Annotated in this window: 13 protein-coding genes and 2 riboswitches; of the genes, 9 read left to right on the top strand and 4 right to left on the bottom strand. The window is 64.5% G+C overall.

Annotation, left to right across the window (positions count from 1 at the left end; all coding sequences use genetic code 11):
* Positions 1 to 11: 11 nt before the first annotated feature.
* Both ABIA90_RS29045 and ABIA90_RS29040 read right to left on the bottom strand, forming a co-directional pair.
* Positions 12 to 1,295: a hypothetical protein gene (locus ABIA90_RS29045; protein WP_354120533.1), complete on the bottom strand. Its 1,284-nt coding sequence runs from the start codon at positions 1,293 to 1,295 to the stop codon at positions 12 to 14.
* A 250-nt stretch (positions 1,296 to 1,545) separates the two neighbouring features.
* A complete protein-coding gene (locus tag ABIA90_RS29040) occupies positions 1,546 to 2,325 on the bottom strand; it encodes a crotonase/enoyl-CoA hydratase family protein (RefSeq protein WP_354120534.1) in 780 nt (259 codons plus the stop codon).
* 98 nt (positions 2,326 to 2,423) lie between these two features.
* Between ABIA90_RS29040 and ABIA90_RS29035 the strand changes: the two genes are divergently transcribed.
* Entirely contained in the window at positions 2,424 to 3,011 is a 588-nt protein-coding gene (locus ABIA90_RS29035; RefSeq protein WP_354120535.1) for a TetR/AcrR family transcriptional regulator, read from the top strand.
* Positions 3,012 to 3,208: 197 nt separating this feature from the next.
* Positions 3,209 to 4,411, top strand: coding sequence for a multidrug effflux MFS transporter (locus ABIA90_RS29030; RefSeq protein ID WP_479697493.1), 1,203 nt, complete (start codon positions 3,209 to 3,211; stop codon positions 4,409 to 4,411).
* A 203-nt stretch (positions 4,412 to 4,614) separates the two neighbouring features.
* Here ABIA90_RS29030 and ABIA90_RS29025 read toward each other — a convergent pair whose 3' ends face one another.
* Together ABIA90_RS29025 and ABIA90_RS29020 are read right to left on the bottom strand one after the other, a co-directional pair.
* Positions 4,615 to 6,210 carry a glycosyltransferase family 39 protein gene (locus ABIA90_RS29025; RefSeq protein ID WP_354120537.1) on the bottom strand — a complete coding sequence of 532 codons (1,596 nt, stop codon included), beginning with the start codon at positions 6,208 to 6,210 and terminating at the stop codon, positions 4,615 to 4,617.
* Positions 6,211 to 6,439: 229 nt separating this feature from the next.
* On the bottom strand, positions 6,440 to 8,050 hold the full coding sequence (locus tag ABIA90_RS29020) for an ABC transporter substrate-binding protein (RefSeq protein WP_354120538.1): 1,611 nt from the start codon (positions 8,048 to 8,050) through the stop codon (positions 6,440 to 6,442).
* A 267-nt stretch (positions 8,051 to 8,317) separates the two neighbouring features.
* Between ABIA90_RS29020 and ABIA90_RS29015 the strand changes: the two genes are divergently transcribed.
* From ABIA90_RS29015 to ABIA90_RS28985, 7 genes are all read left to right on the top strand, one after another.
* Complete coding sequence (locus ABIA90_RS29015; RefSeq protein WP_354120539.1) at positions 8,318 to 9,448, top strand: M20/M25/M40 family metallo-hydrolase; 1,131 nt, start codon at positions 8,318 to 8,320, stop codon at positions 9,446 to 9,448.
* 94 nt (positions 9,449 to 9,542) lie between these two features.
* A riboswitch (glycine riboswitch) is annotated at positions 9,543 to 9,646 on the top strand.
* Between the two features lie 3 nt (positions 9,647 to 9,649).
* A riboswitch (glycine riboswitch) is annotated at positions 9,650 to 9,763 on the top strand.
* 67 nt (positions 9,764 to 9,830) lie between these two features.
* Entirely contained in the window at positions 9,831 to 11,132 is a 1,302-nt protein-coding gene (locus tag ABIA90_RS29010) for a D-amino acid dehydrogenase (RefSeq protein WP_247309500.1), read from the top strand.
* A gap of 181 nt (positions 11,133 to 11,313) precedes the next feature.
* Positions 11,314 to 12,255, top strand: a complete 942-nt coding sequence (locus tag ABIA90_RS29005) for an ABC transporter permease (protein WP_014494267.1) — start codon at positions 11,314 to 11,316, stop codon at positions 12,253 to 12,255.
* 20 nt (positions 12,256 to 12,275) lie between these two features.
* On the top strand, positions 12,276 to 13,163 hold the full coding sequence (locus tag ABIA90_RS29000) for an ABC transporter permease (RefSeq protein WP_028150021.1): 888 nt from the start codon (positions 12,276 to 12,278) through the stop codon (positions 13,161 to 13,163).
* A 14-nt stretch (positions 13,164 to 13,177) separates the two neighbouring features.
* Positions 13,178 to 14,827, top strand: coding sequence for an ABC transporter ATP-binding protein (locus ABIA90_RS28995; protein ID WP_028170190.1), 1,650 nt, complete (start codon positions 13,178 to 13,180; stop codon positions 14,825 to 14,827).
* A 213-nt stretch (positions 14,828 to 15,040) separates the two neighbouring features.
* Positions 15,041 to 16,546, top strand: coding sequence for a M81 family metallopeptidase (locus tag ABIA90_RS28990; protein ID WP_354120540.1), 1,506 nt, complete (start codon positions 15,041 to 15,043; stop codon positions 16,544 to 16,546).
* A 14-nt stretch (positions 16,547 to 16,560) separates the two neighbouring features.
* Positions 16,561 to 17,724: a M20 aminoacylase family protein gene (locus ABIA90_RS28985; protein WP_063982461.1), complete on the top strand. Its 1,164-nt coding sequence runs from the start codon at positions 16,561 to 16,563 to the stop codon at positions 17,722 to 17,724.
* The last annotated feature ends 2 nt before the right edge of the window (positions 17,725 to 17,726 follow it).

Here is a 17,726-nt window from a genome sequence, read left to right as displayed (position 1 = left end):
GGCGACGCGCGTCATGGATTGACGGCCTCCGTCTCCAGCCGCTTCGGTTCGGCGCGAAAGTCGAGCAGCAGGATCCAGAAACTTGTCAGCGCAATGATGAGCAGGATGAAGCTGCCCTCGAATGCCGTCCCCAGAATCGAGATCAGCGCAGGAAAGGCGAGACCGACGGCGAGGAACGCGGCAAGTGCCAGGGCCGGAAGATCGACGACGAGGATCGCGGCATAAAGCGCGAGCTCGAAGAAGGCATATTCCTTGAGGCGCGGCGAGCTGAGATAGAGCGCAAACATCGCGAACACCGTGATGCGCATGGCGACGCGGGGATGATCCATCAGCCAGCGATCCAGTCGCGCAAGAAGTGATCCGCCTTCCTGCGCCGGCCGGCTCGCGACCACGCGCAGGATGGACAAGGCGAACGGCACCAGCACGAGCGCGAGTGCCGCGAATGCATAGGTTGCGAACGTTGCCGCCTTGCTGTCACCGAGGCCGGCATGATCCATGAGGTCGCGCGCAGCCAGCAGCAGCGACGGATTGATCTCGAAGAGATCGACGAGATGCTGGTCGGGGATCTTTCCGCCCATCGCCAGTTGCCAGCTTGCGAACAGGTCGGGGTACATCAGCCGCGATATCAGGATCGGCAATGCGAAGCTGAACGCCGCAACCGCGATCAGCGTGAGCTTGCGGCTGCGCGGTAGCGGCAGGAAATAGAGCGCGGCCAGCACGGGAAAGAACACCAGCTTGAACGATGTCACGAGGCCGAGCAGCGCGGCGCCGGCGAGCCGCAACGGAAAACTGCGGTCCTCAGGCGTGTCGGACACAGACGGAGAAAGCAGAAACCTCAGCGCAATCGCGGTCAGCATGCCGCTCAGGATCGCGAAGTTGCCGGACGCCTGCACCCATTCGAAACCGACGAACGCGCCGAGCGTGCAGAGCACCCTCAGCGCAACATCGCGCGCGCCCGGGCGCGTTCGGCCAAGACCGGGCAAGAGGAGCCCGCAAAGCACGGCGAGGACAGGAAAGATGCCCTTGTAGTGATCGACCAGAAGTCCACCGGCACACAAGGGGCGGAAGACATCCAGCGTCACCGGCAGATAGGGATAAGAGAGCTTGGTGCCCTTCAGGTTCTTGACGAAATAGGGATCGAGCCCGCTGGCATACGCATCGACCGCCGCGCAATTGACGCGGGTGTCCCAGCCATATTTCATATCGAGCACGGCGTCGTTGGCGAGATTGCCGAGCACCAGCAGTGCGGTCAGTGCGATCAGGCAGGCGAGCCAGAAGTTCCGCCGCGAAGCCATGTCGGCCGAGGGTTCCAACCATCGTGCTGCACCGGTGACGTCGGACACAATCGGATACCTTGTTGGGCCAAGTTTCTCCCGGCGCCAACGCGGCACCAGGCCGTGCCACCATGGACAGGATGGGTTGCGGATTCATCTCCCCTGTGCGTTGCGCGCGCGCTTATGGTGAATCCCTGGTTGCCAGCCGTCCGCCTGGACGGCGGGGAACCGGTTCCCTATCGCCACAACCGCCAGATGAGCCGCGCCACCCCTACCGCGACGCGCGGGCGGCAAGCCAGGCATCAAGCGCTTCGCGCGTGTCCCGGGTCGCCGCCATGCGTGCGAACTGCTCGCTCTCGATGGCGAGGCCTTCCGAGATCGAGACGTTGAGGCCCCGCGTGGCGGCGGTGATGACGCGGGCGACCGCCAGGTGCGAATGCCGCGTGATGCGGCCTGCCAGCGCGAAGGCTGCGTCCAGGAGCTGCCCGTGCGGCACGACCTGGTTGACCAAACCGATCTCATGAGCCCGTTGTGGTGAAAAGGAATCTCCTGTCAGGAGATATTCGAGCGCCCGCTTCCGGCCTGCGAGCCGTGGCAGGCGCTGCGTGCCGCCGAAGGTCGGCGTGATTCCGATCGCAATCTCGGGCTTGGCGAAGCTCGCGTGCTCGCTCGCGACGGCGAGATGCACGGCTTCCGTGATCTCGCAACCGCCGCCGAAGGCGATGCCGTTCACGGCGGCGATGATCGGCTTCGGAAACGCCTCCATGCGCGCCGTCATCGCCTGCCCGCGCCGCACGAAGGCCTTTACCGCCGCGTCCGGCCCGCATTTCACGCTCTCCGAGAACTCGGCGACGTCGGCGCCGGCCGAGAAGGCGCGGTCGCCCGCCCCGGTCAGGATCACGGCGCGGATATCGGCATCGTCCTCGATACGATCGAGGAGCGCCATCAGACGGTCGACGAGGGCGTAGCTCAGCGCATTGAGCTTGTTCGGGCGATTGAACGTCAGCAGCGCGACAGCGCCTCGCGTTTCGGAGAGTACGAGATCGGACAAGTGTAGGCTCCTTCCAGGTCGAATTCCAGGTCGAACAGGCGCGGAAGTCAGCCACAGCGATCTTGTCGTGTATACTCACTAGGCAGTATACATTGGCGATGTCAGGCAAAGGCGACACCACGCGCGAGCAGATCGTCATCGCGGCGACGCGCCTGTTCTATGGCGAAGGCATCAGGGCGGTGAGCATGGACGCAGTCGCCGAGAAGGCCGGCGTCACCAAGAAGACGCTCTATTATCACTTCACCAGCAAGGACGAGCTCGTCGCCGAGACCATCGCGGCCAGGGACCAGCCGACGCTGGAGCTCTATATGCGCTGGTTCGCCGAGACCGAGGGCACGGTGGCCGACAAGGTCCGCTGTCTCTTCACAAGGCTCGGACGCTCCGTGGATACGCCGCGATGGCGCGGCTGCGGCTTCCTGCGCACCATCGCCGAGCTCGCAAACACGCCGGCACATCCCGCGGTCAAGGCCGGCGCGGCGCACAAGAAGCGTTTTGAAGCGTGGCTCGAAACCGAATTGCGCGAGCACGGCGTTGCGGGTGCAGCGGCGCTCGCGCGCCAGCTCGTGATCCTGCTCGACGGCGCCACGACCGTGATGCTGATCCATCGCGATCTCGACTATGTCGACACCGCGGGACGCTTGGCGCTCGGCCTGGTCGAGCAGGCTCGGAAGACAGGCCGCGCTTAAGCCGTCCTTAGCCTCGACGGGTCCGCCGGCGTGACGGGCGACCTCACCAACTCGTGTCCGACGCCGCCCCGCCTGTCAGCCATCCCGAAACATGGGTTGTGCGACGCAGCATAACCGATCAAAAAGCCTCTGATTTTCAGAGGTGAGCTTTGTCCGACGTCAATGCCGACGATTGGGTGTCCTCGGGACACCGACCCATGGGTTTTCCAGAATTCGTCATCGTGATCGCGTCCATCATGGCGCTGAATCCGCTTGCGATGGACATGATGCTGCCGGCGCTGCCCAACATCGGGGCAGCCTTCGCCATTCCCAACGCCAACCATCTTCAGCTGGTGCTCTCCACCTTCCTGATCGGCTTCGGTGCCGGCCAGTTCGTCATGGGCCCGTTGTCGGACCGCTTCGGGCGCCGCCCGGTGCTGCTCGGCGGCATGGCGGTCTATGCGGTGGCGAGCGTGCTGGCGGTCGCCGCGCCCTCGTTCGAGACGCTGCTGCTGGCGCGCGCGCTGCAAGGGCTCGGCACGTCGGCAACGCGCGTGATCGCCACCTCGATCGTGCGCGACTGTTATGTCGGCCGCCGGATGGCGAGCGTGATGTCGCTCGCCATGATGGTGTTCATCGCGGTGCCCGTGATCGCGCCCTCGTTCGGGCAGGCGGTGCTGCTGGTCACACAATGGCGCGGCATCTTCGTCGTCCTGATGCTCTACGGGCTGCTCGCGCTCGCATGGAGCGTGCTGCGGCTGCCTGAAACTCTTCCCGAGTCCGAACGCAGGTCGCTGGCGCCCGCAGACGTGCTCTCGGCGTTCCGGCAGACCGTGACCAACCGCCAGACCATCGGCTATGCGACGGCCGCCGGCAGCGTGATAGGCGCGCTCTTTGCCTATGTCTTCTCGGCGCAGCAGGTCTTCACCGGCGTCTATCATCTCGGCCATTATTTCCCGATTGCCTTCGCCGCGATCGCGGCCGGCACCGCGATCGCCGGCTTCCTCAATGCGAAGCTGGTCGGACGGCTCGGCATGCGCGTGATCTCGCACAGCGCGCTGACGCTCTACACCGCGGTTGCGGGCGTGATGCTGCTGACGGAAAGCCTCGGCATGCTGCCGCTCTCGTTGTTCATGGTGCTGTCCGCCCTGATGATGTTCTCGTTCGGCATGATGGTCGCGAACTTCACCGCACTCGCCATGGAGCCGCAGGGCCACATCGCGGGCACCGCCTCCTCGCTCTACGGCTCGATCACGACGCTGATCGGCATCGTCGTCGGCATGGCGATCGGCCAGAGTTTCGACGGCACGCTGCTGCCGTTCTCGGTCGGCTTCTTCCTGTCGACGCTGGCGGCGCTTGCGATCGTGCTGGTGGTGGAAAAGGGACGGCTGTTCAAGCCGCATCATCGTCCCATCGCATGAGGAACTTCCCGGCCGCGTCGATGTTGTACTGCAGCAATTCGAAAGGCCGCCTCATGGAACCGGAACATCGCGAAGACAACACCACCCCGGATCGGGCGGAAACGGAGCGCCCGACGCCGGGCGCCGACCGAACTGCGTTCACTCCCCCCTTCGCGAGCGAAGGCCTCGAGCGAATCCGCGACAGCCACTGCTGAGCGCAAAGCCTAGTCCGTCGGGCGCCTGCTGGCGCTGAAGTCCTGCGCGGCGCTCTCGGGCGTCGCGCTGCTCGTTCGCGGTGGCACGATCAGCACGACCACGTCTCGAGTCAGGCCGGGCCTGCCCCATAGCGTCGCCTGCACGGTGAACTGGCGCTTGACGAAATGCTCGGCGCGCGCGGACACGGACTCCATCCACCTGCCGCAATAATCCTGGCCGCTGAAACAGAGCGCGGCCCAGCCGCGATCCAATGTCGTCCTTCGCGGCATGCCCCACGTGTACTGAAATTCGAACGGCCGCGCGTAATACGGATGGTCCGGACTGTAGAACGCGGTCGCAAAGGCCAGCGAATCGTCGCCACTGACGGCGCTGAGCGGTTCCCCGGTCAGCTCGTGCCATTCCCGGGTGATCTCATTGGCTACCTGCGCGTAGAAATTCCGGCCCTCTTCGTAGCCGTGATTGTTGCGATAGACGGCGTGAATCGGGGCGGCGACGAAGACAGCGGCGAGCCCAACGATTGCGGTGATGACCGTGACATTGACGGTGTAGAATCTTTCGATCGGGTAGCGCGTGCCGCAAACGATCAGCACGACGAACAGGAACAGCCCTTGCAACGCCCATAGCGACGGCAGATCGGTGCCCATCGCCAGCGACGTCAGGACCGGCAGTACGATCGTGCCGATCGCAACGTAAAAAAGAAGCCGCAGGCCGGAACTCATCGCGGCGAAGTCGGCAGCAAATTGTTTCAGCCGTGTGCCGGCGATGATCACCCAGAAGACGGCCGATACGCTGATGGCCGCCACGAGTCCGAGCAGGAAGTTCTGCACCTCGCCGAGTGAGCTCACGAAGTTGCCGTTGGCGTGCGCCATCGCGTAGGTGAAGGCCGACGCCCCCGTCGTCGCGAGCCAGTAGATATGCGGCGACAACACCGCGAGCCCGACCACGACCGATATCCACGGCGAAGCGGACGTGAAATAGGCGCGGCGCGCGGGATGAGCCAGTGCGGCAAATGCAAAGCTCGCCACGAGGAAGACTGAATAATATTTGCCGACCATCGCCAGCGCCGTCGTGCATCCTACGGCGACCGCCCAGGCCGTGCTGCGGGTCTCGAACGCGCGCAGAAAACACCAGGTCGCGAGCGGCCAGAGCGCAAGCAGCACCGCATTGGCATTGAAGCGCTGGGCGTGGAATTGATAGGCCGGCGTCAGCATCAGGAGCAGCAGCACCAGAATGCGTTTGTGCCCGGTCACGAACTGCCGTGCGATCCGGTCGACGAAAAACAGGGCGAGCCCGGCATTGGCCATCGCCATCAATTGCAGCGACCAGTTGCTGAGCGGGAAAACGGAGGTCCACACCGCCGTAACCCAGCCCATCAGCGGCGGATGCTTGTGGTAGCCCCACGCGAAACGGCGCCCGAGCGTCCAGGCCTCGAGGGTATCAGGGTGCAGGCCGCTGCCGGCATAGGCGACGGCCAGATAGATCGTCCAGAGCGCGACGAAGCACACAATGAGAAGCGGAACGGCCCAACCCGTCTCGACGCCGTCGAGCCAGCGCAGGAAAGGCCGCCGCCATCGCGCCGGCGCGCGATCGGACCGCTCGGCCATCGCCCGAAACGTAAAATCAATCGACACGGGACTCAAATGCAGGAAGGAAGTGATGTGCGAACTGCGCATATCTATTTCAAGTCAGAAACAAATAGCAATGATTGGACACTGGAAGAGTTAAAAGCTGACGCGAGGCTGACAAACGAAAACGGCGCCGCTGATGACAGCGACGCCGCGTAACGATCGGACCGAAGGTGCGAGATGCACCTTCCCTTACCCGGACTTGGCCTTACTCGGTCTTGTCGATGTTCCAGAACACCGGCGTCGCCGGGCCATCGAGCACGCCGGTGAGCGACTTCCGCCACGCGCTCGGCGCCAGATACTGGCCGAGCGGCACGTAGATCACCTGGTCATAGGCTTCCTTCTGGATCTCGGTCGCGATCTTCTTCTGATCGTCGAGCGAGGCGGCGCGGACGAAATCGTCCTTGAGCTTCTCGATCTTGGCGTTTTCCGCCCAGCCGAACCAGCCCTTCTTGCCCTGGCCGCCGATCGACAGATTGGCGATCGGGTTGGACACGTCGGCGCTGACCCAGTTGGTGAAGAACATGTTCCAGCCGCCCTCCTTCGGAGGCTTCTGGCTGGCGCGCCGGCTGACCACCGTCTGCCAGTCGGTCGCCTGCGCGTCGACCTTGAAGCCGGCCTCGCGGAGCAACTGCACCGCGACCGTCGGCTGCGCCTTCAGCGTCACGACGTCGCCGGGCACCATGACCACGACGGGCGTGCCGTCATAGCCGGACTCGGCGAGCGCCTTCTTGGCTTCGGCCATGCCGTTGCCCTTGACCAGCGATTCCGAGCCGACGTCGGTCGCGAACGGCGTATCGCAGATGAAGAACGCACCGCAGATCTTGTAGTATTGGGGATTGCCGACGAGCGCGTCGAGCACGTCCTTCTGGTTCATCGCCAGAAGTGCGGCACGGCGGATCTTCGGATTGTCGAAGGGCGGATAGAGGAAGTTCATGCGCCCAAGGGTCTGGTAGCCGAACTTGTTCAGCGTCTCGGTCTTGAGGTCGGCATTGCCTTCAAGGACGGGCAGCAGATCCCACGGCGGCACTTCCATGAAGTCGATGTCGCCCGATTGCAGCGCGTTCACTGCGGTCTGCGCATCCGGCATGGTGATCCATTCGACGCGATCAACCTTGACCACCTTGCCTCCGGCAGTCCAGCTCGACGCCTCCTTGCGCGGCACGTAGTCGGTGTTCTTGACGTACACCGCCTTCACGCCGGGCTGGAATTCACCCTGCACGAACTTGAACGGACCCGAGCCGATCTGCTCGGGGATCTGCTTGTCCGGCGGCGTTTCGGCGAGACGCTTCGGCATCATGAAGGCGACGCGCGAGGACGGCTTGCCGATGGATTCGAGCACGAGGCCGTAGGGCTCCTTCAGCTTCAGCGTGATCGTCTTGGGGTCGGTCGCCTCGATGCTCGCAGTAAACTGCATCATCTGCTGGCCCATGCCGTCGACCGCGGCCCAGCGCTTCAGCGAAGCGGCGCAGTCTTCCGCCGTCACCGGCGTACCGTCGTGCCACTTCAGGCCGTCGCGCAGCGTGAAGGTGTAGGTGAGCTTGTCGTCGGAGATCTTCCAGTCCGCCATCTGCGGCTGGATCTTGAAATTCGAGTCCGTCGCGATCAGCGTGTCGTAGACCATGTAGCCATGGTCACGCGTGATGTAGGCGGTGGTGAAAATCGGATCGATGATGCGCAGATCCGAATGCATCACCGCGGTGATGGTCTTGCTGGCGGCGGCAAGTACCGGCGAGGCCATCGCCGTCGAAAGCGCAACGACCGATAGCGCAAGTGTGGAGGCGAACGCGCGACGCCCCCGGCGCATCAAGCTCAACATAAAAGTTTCTCCTGACGTGAAACTGTTCAAAGGCAGGTTATTGGTTGAGCATTCGGTTCGTTCTTTAGGCGAACTAACCTCATGCGATGCCTTTGTCTTTCGAGACTTGCAGACAGTGTTGAGCGCGTCAATCCGGTTTCGCTGCAGCCCCAAGCGGCGCGCCCACGGGCTCCACAAAGATCGGTTTGGCTCTACAACGCTTTCCGCCAGTCCCGTCCGCGCCAATGCAATGCGCGTTCCATCTTTCGAAGCTTGAGAGACATTAAGATGAATCCAGCCAATCTTCCCTTCGATTCCGAGGCGATGCTTGAGGGCCTGCGCACCTGGGTGGAATGCGAGAGCCCGACCTGGGACGCGGGTGCCGTCAACCGCATGCTCGATATCGCAGCGCGGGATATGGCGATCATGGGTGCGACGATCGAACGCATCGGCGGCCGACAGGGCTTCGGCGGCGTGATCCGCGCGCGCTTTCCGCATCCGAAACAGGGCGAGCCGGGCATCCTGATCGCCGGCCACATGGATACCGTCCACCCGGTCGGCACCATCGAGAAGCTGAAATGGCGGCGCGAGGGCAACAAGTGCTACGGCCCCGGCATCTACGACATGAAGGGCGGCAACTATCTCTCGCTGGAAGCGATCCGGCAGCTGGCACGCGCTTCCTTCACCACGCCGCTGCCGATCACCGTGCTGTTTACGCCCGACGAGGAAGTCGGCACGCCCTCGACGCGAGACCTCATCGAGGCGGAAGCCGCGCGCAACAAATATGTGCTGGTGCCCGAACCGGGCCGCGCCGACAACGGTGTCACCACCGGACGTTACGCCATCGCGCGTTTCAATCTGGAAGCGACGGGCCGGCCGAGCCATGCCGGCGCGACATTGTCGGCCGGACGCTCGGCGATCCGCGAGATGGCGCGGCAGATCCTCGCCATCGACGCGATGACGACGGAGGACTGCACCTTCTCTGTCGGCGTCGTGCACGGCGGACAATGGGTCAATTGCGTTGCCACGACGGCCACCGGCGAGGCGCTGTCCATGGCCAAGCGCCAGGCCGATCTCGACCGCGGCGTCGAGCGGATGCTGGCGCTGTCGGGCACGTCCAATGATGTCACGTTCAAGGTGACGCGCGGCGTCACGCGCCCCGTATGGGAGCCCGATGCCGGCACCATGGCGCTTTATGAAAAGGCGCGCGGCATCGCCAAATCGCTCGGCACTGAGCTGCCGCATGCGAGCTCCGGCGGCGGCTCCGACGGCAACTTTACCGGCGCGATGGGCATCCCGACGCTCGACGGCCTCGGCGTGCGCGGCGGCAACGGCCACACGCTCGAGGAGTTCATCGAGGTCGAGAGCTTGGTTGAACGCGGGCGCCTGATGGCCGGCTTGCTGGCGACGCTCGACTGACGACGCAGCCTTCGCACTGCACAATGCGTTGGCAGTCGCGGTTTAAATTTAGCCTTGTCTAAAAATGAGGCGCATCGTACTGCTCGATTGTCCACGCGACGATGCGGGAGAGATCGCAACGAGAGTTCAGGCTTTCGTTGCGGCGCCGACGGAGCAACCGCCCCGGAAACTCTCAGGCAAAAGGACCGTATCGTCAGGACGATCTGGAGAGAGGCGGCGCGATCTTGGGATCGTGACGTCCACCGAAGGGGATAGTCCGGAGCTGACCTCGCCGAGGTCCGCAACGGATCAAGCTCTCAGGTAACCGTGACAGATGGGGCGCCGCCAACGGCCTTTGGCCGGCGGTTAGCCGACTCTAACTCACGGGAGCCCCGAACCTGCCATGACCCATATCGCCATCATCGGCGCCGGCATCACCGGCGTAACGACCGCCTATGCCCTGCTCGAACGCGGATACAAGGTGACGGTGCTCGACAAGCACCGCTACGCCGCGATGGAGACGTCCTTCGCCAATGGCGGACAGCTCTCCGCCAGCAATGCCGAAGTCTGGAACAGCACCGCCACGATCCTGAAAGGCCTGCGCTGGATGTTCCGGCGCGATGCGCCGCTGCTGATGAACCCGCGGCCGAACTGGCACAAATATTCATGGATGAGCGAGTTCGTCGCCAATATCGGCAACTACCGCGCCAACACGGTCCAGACCACGCGGCTCGCGATCGAAGCCCGCAAGCATCTGTTCGAGATCGCGGAGCGCGAAGGCATCGACTTCGATCTCGAACGCCGCGGCATCCTGCACATCTATCACGACAAGAAGGGTTTTGAATCCGGCCTGCAGGTCAATGCGCTGCTGAAGGAAGGCGGGCTCGATCGCCGCCCGGTGACGCCGGAGGAGATCCGCGCCATCGAGCCGACGCTGCGCAAGGACTATTTTGGCGGCTTCTACACGCCGTCGGATGCGACCGGCGATATCCACAAGTTCACGCGCGGACTTGCGGAAGCCTGCAAGCGGCGCGGCGCGACCTTTATCCACGAAGCCAACATCGATTCCATTGCCCAGGCAGGTGGCGGCTTTGTCATCGGCTGGGCTGATCTTTCGGCCAGTGATGCTGTCGCATCCGCGCGCGGCATGCTGAAGGCTGATGGCGTCGTGGTCTGCGCCGGTGTGGCCAGCCGCCACTTCGCCGCCCTCCTCGACGAGCGCGTCAACGTCTATCCGGTGAAGGGCTATTCGATCACCGTTCAGCTCGACACTGCCGCAAGCCGCAATGCGACGCCGACCGTGAGCCTGCTCGACGAAGCCGCCAAGATCGTCACCAGCCGGCTCGGCGCCGATCGTTTCCGCGTCGCAGGCACCGCCGAATTCAACGACTTCAACCGCGACATCCGCGCCGACCGCGTGCAGCCGCTGGTCGACTGGGTGCGCAGCAACTTCCCCGGCGTCGAAACGTCCAAGGTCGTGCCCTGGGCCGGGCTGCGGCCGATGATGCCGAACATGATGCCCGTGGTGCGCGCAGGACGGATGCCGGGCGTGTTCTTCAACACCGGCCACGGCCATCTCGGCTGGACCTTGTCGGCGGCGACCGCGCAGATGATTGCCGGGACCATCGACGGCTGGCGCGGGCTCAACGCACCGCCGACCGCACCCTCACTCAGGGTTGAGCGCGAGTTCCGCCATGCATCCTGAGTGGCCGATATCGGAGGCTCGGCGGCCTCTTGCGACCGCCCTGCCCTTGGCACACAATTTGCCCCGAAAGGTCGGCTTCTCCGGCCGGCTTTCCAGCCCGAGTGACAGGCGTGCATGATAGACAGAACCGATTCCACGGGGGCCTCTCGGCCCCACAAGTTCCGCAGCCGGAGATAGGTGCATGCTAGGTTATCTCATTCGCCGCGTTCTGGCCGCGGTGCCCGTGATGGGCGTCGTCGCGCTGTTCGTCTTCCTGCTGCTGCGGCTGACGCCGGGCGATCCCGCCGCCATTCTCGCCGGCGACAACGCGACGCCGGAACGGCTGGAACGCATCCGCGACTCGCTCGGCCTCAACGAGCCGCTGATCGTGCAATTCATCACCTGGGTGAACAAGCTGCTGCACGGCGATCTCGGGACGTCGCTGATCTCCAACCTGCCAGTCATGAAGATGATCAGCCAGCGCGTCGAACCGTCGATCTCGATCGCGCTCTCGACAATCATTCTCGCCGTCATCGTCGCCGTGCCCCTGGGCGTCATCGCGGCGTGGAAGCACGGCACCTGGATCGACCGTTTCGTGATGGGCCTTTCCGTGCTCGGCTTCTCCGTGCCGGTGTTCGTGGTCGGCTATCTCCTGATCGAGGTCTTCGCGATCGACCTGCGCTGGGTGCCGGTGCAGGGCTTCCGCAGCATCTTCAACGGCTTTGGACCGTTCTTCGAACGCATCATCCTGCCGACCTGCGCGCTCTCCTTCATCTACATCGCGCTGATCGCGCGCATGACGCGCGCGGCGATGCTCGACGTGCTTGGTGAGGACTACGTCCGCACCGCCCGCGCCAAGGGCATCAACGAGGTCGCCGTGATGATGCGCCATGCGCTGCGCAATGCCGCGGTGCCCGTCATCACCGTGATCGGCACCGGCTTTGCGCTGCTGATCTCCGGCGTCGTTGTCACCGAGAGCGTGTTCAACATCCCCGGCATCGGCCGCCTCACGGTGGACGCGGTGCTGGCGCGCGACTACCCAGTCATCCAGGCGATGATCCTGCTGACGTCGCTGATCTATGTCGTCGTCAATCTCCTGATCGACGTCGCCTACACGCTGCTCGATCCCCGGATCCGGTACTAGGGCTAAGGATAGCAACAAAAATGTCCGTCGATAGCCTTCCCCAGTCGTCCATTCCGATCACGTCGCCATTGCGGCCGCGTTTCGGGTTCCTCACCTCGACGCCGATCATCGCGGCGGCCACGATCTTGCTCGCGCTGATCGTGCTGGTCTCGATCCTGGCGCCGCTGATCGCGCCGCACGATCCGGTCCAGCTTGCGCCCTCGCAGCGGCTGAAGCCGGCCTCGGCGCAATTCCTGCTCGGCACCGACGCCTATGGCCGTGACCTCTTGTCGCGCGTCATCTATGGCGGCCGCATCTCGCTCCTGATCGGCATCGGCTCGGCGATCCTGTCGATCGTCATCGGCCTTGCGATCGGCCTGGTCTCCGGCTTCTTCAAGCTGGTCGATGCCGTCCTGATGCGCGTCATGGACGGCCTCATGGCGATGCCGAGCATCCTGCTCGCGATCGCCGTGGTGTCGCTGTCCGGCGCCAGCATCTGGACCGTGCTGGTCGCGATCACCATCCCCGAAATACCGCGCGTGGCACGCCTGGTGCGCTCGGTCGTGCTGTCCGCGCGTGAGGAGCCTTACGTCGAGGCTGCGATCTCGGTCGGCTCCAGTTTGCCAAAGATCATGTGGCGCCATCTGATGCCGAACACGATCGCACCGCTGATCGTCCAGGGCACCTATGTCTGCGCCTCCGCGATCTTGACCGAGGCCATCCTCTCCTTCCTCGGCGCCGGCATCTCGCCGGAGACGCCGACCTGGGGCAACATCATGGCCGAGGGCCGCCAGTATTTTCAGCTCAAGCCGACGCTGATCTTCTGGCCAGGCCTGCTGCTCTCGATCGCCATCCTCAGCATCAATTTGATCGGCGACGCCGCCCGCGACGCCCTCGATCCCCGCATGAAGCAGCGGGAGGGCAAGTGATGACGGATCAAGTGATGACCAACCCAGTTCTCGACATCAACAATCTCGTCGTCTCCGTCGGCAAGAAGCCGAAGGGCGCCAACATCATCGACGGCATCTCGATCCAGGTGCACAAGGGCGAAACACTGTGTCTCGTCGGCGAAAGCGGCTCGGGCAAGTCGGTGACCTCGCTCACGACGATGGGCCTGCTGCCGAAGGGCACGCTGGTTCCGACCGGCGGCAGCGTCAAGCTGGTCGGCGAAGAGATTCTCACCGCGACCGATCGCCGCCTGCGCCAGCTCCGCGCGACGCAGATGGCGATGATCTTCCAGGAGCCGATGACCGCGCTCAATCCGGTGGTGCCGGTCGGCCGCCAGATCGACGAAGTGCTGCGCGCCCACACCGATCTCGACGCCAAGGCGCGGAAGAAGCGCATCCTCGACATGATGGAGCAGGTCCGCCTGCCCCAGGTCGAGCGCATCTTCGCTTCCTATCCGCATCGCCTGTCCGGCGGCCAGCGCCAGCGCATCATGATCGCGATGGCGCTGGTGCTGGAACCGAAGCTGCTGATCGCCGACGAGCCGACCACCGCGCTCGACGTCACCACGCAGAAGCAGATCTTGACGCTGATCCGCGACCTCCAGCGCGATCACGGCACGGCCGTCCTGTTCATCACCCACGACATGGGCGTGGTTGCCGAGATCGCCGACCGCGTCGCCGTGATGCGGCAGGGCCGGCTGGTCGAGACCGGTCCGCTCGAGACCGTGCTGCGCAACCCGACCATGGAGTACACCCGCAATTTGCTTTCTGCGGTGCCGAGCCTGGTGCCGCGCGCGGCGCGGCCCGAGACCAAGGAGCCGGTGGTGCTGGAGGCCAACGAGCTCGGCAAGGTCTATAAGGAGCGCGCCTTCTTCGGCAAAGGCCGCGAGGTCGTCGCCGCCGACAAGGTCACGCTGACGCTGCGCAAGGGCCGCACGCTCGGCATCGTCGGCGAGAGCGGCTCGGGCAAGTCCACCGTCGCGCGGTGCATCGTGCGCCTGATCGATCCGACCTCCGGCGGCGTGCGTCTCGCCGGCCGCGAGATCGCCGACATCTCGCGCCGCCTGCTCCAGCCGCATCGGCAGAAGATCCAGATCGTGTTCCAGGATCCCTATCGCTCGCTTAACCCGCGCATTACCGTCGGCGAGAGCATCGCGGAAGGCCCGATCAATTACGGCACCTCGCATGCCGATGCGATGAAGCGGGCGCGCGAACTGCTCGAGCTCGTCGGCCTGCCCGCGGACGCAGTGACGCGCTATCCGCACCAATTCTCCGGCGGCCAGCGCCAGCGCATCGCCATTGCGCGTGCGCTCGCGCTCGACCCCGACGTGCTGGTCGCGGACGAAGCGGTCTCGGCACTCGACGTCTCGGTTCAGGCGCAGGTGCTGGAACTGCTCGACGAGATCCAAAATCGGCTCGGCATCGCCATCCTGTTCATCACCCACGATCTGCGCGTCGCAGCCCAGATCTGCGACGAGGTCGTGGTGATGCAGCACGGCCGTGTCGTCGAACAGGGCCTTGCCGCCGAGGTGCTGACGCATCCGAAGGAAGCCTACACCAGGGCGCTGCTGGAGGCCGCACCGGGCCGCGGCTGGGATTTTGCGAACTTCAGGCCGGTGTCGGAAGGCGTCGCGGCGACGGCTTAGGTTTGTCCACTCGTCATTGCGAGCGGAGCGAAGCAATCCAGAGTCCCTCTGCGGAGACGGTCTGGATTGCTTCGCTTCGCTCGCAATGACGGGTAGCGACCATCATCATTCGAAAATGACTTAAAGCCATGCGCGGCGGCATGGGCTCCTCGCTTGCCCCCGCCTCGAAGCCAAGGCTAACGTCGCGCACTTTCAAACGCTGGACCAGAATTAATGACACGTATCGCCGTCGGCGGCTTCCTGCACGAGACCAACACGTTCGCCCCGACGAAGGCGACTTTCGCGGACTTCCAGCATGGCGGCGGCTGGCCGGCCATGACGGAAGGCGCCGACGTATTGAAGGTGATGCGCCGCATCAATGTCGGCCTCGCCGGCTTCGTCGACAGCGCCGAAGCGAATGGCTGGAACCTCATTCCGACGATCGCCTGCGGCGCAAGTCCGTCGGCGCATGTCACCAGGGACGCCTTCGAACGTATCGTGAAGGTGATGGTCGACGGTATCGCCGCCGCCGGCCCGCTCGATGCGGTCTATCTCGACCTGCATGGCGCGATGGTGACCGAGCATCTCGACGACGGCGAAGGAGAGATTTTGGCGCGCGTGCGCCGCGTCATAGGCAAGGACGTTCCGCTCGTTGCCAGCCTCGACCTGCACGCCAACGTCACGCCCGAGATGATGGAACACGCGGACGCGCTGATCGCCTACCGCACCTATCCGCATGTCGACATGGCCGAGACCGGCCGCGCCTCCGCAAGGCACCTCGCCCTGCTGCTGCAGACCAGGCAGCGCTTTGCAAAGTCGTTTCGCCAATTGCCGTTCTTGATCGCGATCAGCTGGCAATGCACCAATGACTTTCCCACCAAGGGCATCTACGAAAAACTTGCCGCGCTCGAGAGCGACGCCGTTCCGACGCTGTCCTTCGCGCCCGGCTTCCCCGCCGCAGACTTCCGCGACTGCGGCCCGAGCGTGTTCGCCTATGGCAAGACGCAGGCCGATGCCGACCGCGCGGCCGATGCGATCGTCAAACTGATCGAAAGCCACGAGGACGATTTCGACGGCAAGATCTGGTCGCCCGACGACGGCGTGCGCCATGCGATGGAACTCGCCAAGGGCGCGAGCAAGCCGATCATCATCGCCGACACCCAGGACAATCCCGGCGCCGGCGGCGATTCCGACACCACCGGCATGTTGCGCGCACTGGTGCGCAACAAGGCGAGCGCCGCGACCGGCGCGATCTACGACCCGGTCTCGGCCAAAGCCGCGCATGCGGCCGGCGTCGGCGCCACCGTGACGCTGTCGCTCGGTGGCAAGTCCGGCATTCCCGGCGACGAGCCCTATCGCGAGACCTTCATTGTCGAAAAGCTCTCCGACGGCCGCTTCATCGCGCCCGGCCCCTACTACGGTGGCCGCGAGATGGAGATGGGTCCCTCCGCATGCCTGCGCATCGGTGACGTCCGCATCGTCGTCTCCTCGCACAAGGCGCAGCTCGCCGATCAGGCGATGTACCGCTATGTCGGCATCGAGCCGACTGCGCAGAAGATTCTGGTCAACAAGAGCTCGGTGCATTTCCGCGCCGATTTCGAGCCGATCGCGGAAAAGCTGATGATCTGCGCCGCGCCCGGCGCGATGCCGGCCGACACAGCCACCCTGCCCTGGACGCGCCTGCGGCCGGGCATCCGCATCAAGCCGAACGGCCCCGTTTTCACGCCCCCATCACGCTAACCGGACAGGAACACATGCCCACGATCGAGCGCATCGACGGCTTTGCCGACGAACTCACCGCTATCAGGCGCGACCTTCACGCCCATCCCGAGATCGGCTTCGAGGAAGTGCGCACCTCCGGCATCGTCGCCGACAAGCTGAAGAGCTGGGGCATCGAGGTGCACCGCGGTCTCGGCGGCACCGGCGTGATCGGCGTCATCAAGGGCAAGGGTTCGGGCAGCAAGCGCATCGGGCTTCGTGCCGACATGGACGCATTGCCGATGGAAGAGAACACCAATCTGAAATGGAGTTCGAAAATCCCCGGCCGCTTCCACGGCTGCGGCCATGACGGCCACACCACCATGCTGCTCGGCACCGCGCGCTACCTCGCCGAGACCAAAAATTTCGACGGCACCGTGCACCTGATCTTCCAGCCGGCCGAGGAAGGCCTTGGTGGCGCTCGCGCGATGATCAAGGACGGCCTGTTCGAGAAGTTTCCCTGCGACGAGCTCTACGGCCTGCACAACGCGCCCGACCTCAACCTCGGCGAGATCGCGATCCTGCCCGGCCCCGCGATGGCCAGCGCCGACTTCTTCGACCTGCGCATCACCGGCTACGGCGCGCATGGCGCGATGCCCGAACGCTCCAAAGACGCGGTGATCATCGCGACCACGCTGGCGCAGGCGATCCAGACCATCGTCAGCCGCAACGTCGAGCCGCTGCAGGCCGCCGTCATCTCGATCACGCAGATTCACGCCGGTTCCGCCTACAACGTCATCCCCGGCGAGGCCCATCTCTGCGGCACCATCCGCACCTTCTCGGATGAAGTCCGCGCCCTGATCGCCGAACGCATCCGCACGATCTGCGCCGGCATCGCGAGCGCCTATCAGTGCGTGATCGAAGCCGACATCCGCGACACTTTCGGCGTGCTGGTCAACCAGGTCGAGCAGTCCAAGGTGGTCGAGGAGGTCGCGCGCACCGTCGTCAACCCCGCCAACGTGATCACCCGCGCCCAGCCGAAGATGGGCAGCGAGGATTTCGCCGACATGCTGCAAACCATTCCCGGCGCCTATTTCTGGATCGGCCACGACGGCTCGGTGCCCGTGCACAATCCCGGCTTCGTGCTCGACGACAAGATCCTGCCGATCGGCGCCAGCATGTTCGCCCGGATCATCGAAACGCGCATGCCGGTAGGTTAGCA

Origin of the sequence: Bradyrhizobium sp. LA6.8, from assembly GCF_040547935.1 — a bacterium.
Classification (GTDB): domain Bacteria; phylum Pseudomonadota; class Alphaproteobacteria; order Rhizobiales; family Xanthobacteraceae; genus Bradyrhizobium; species Bradyrhizobium barranii.
This window is presented reverse-complemented; position numbering and strand designations above follow the sequence as displayed.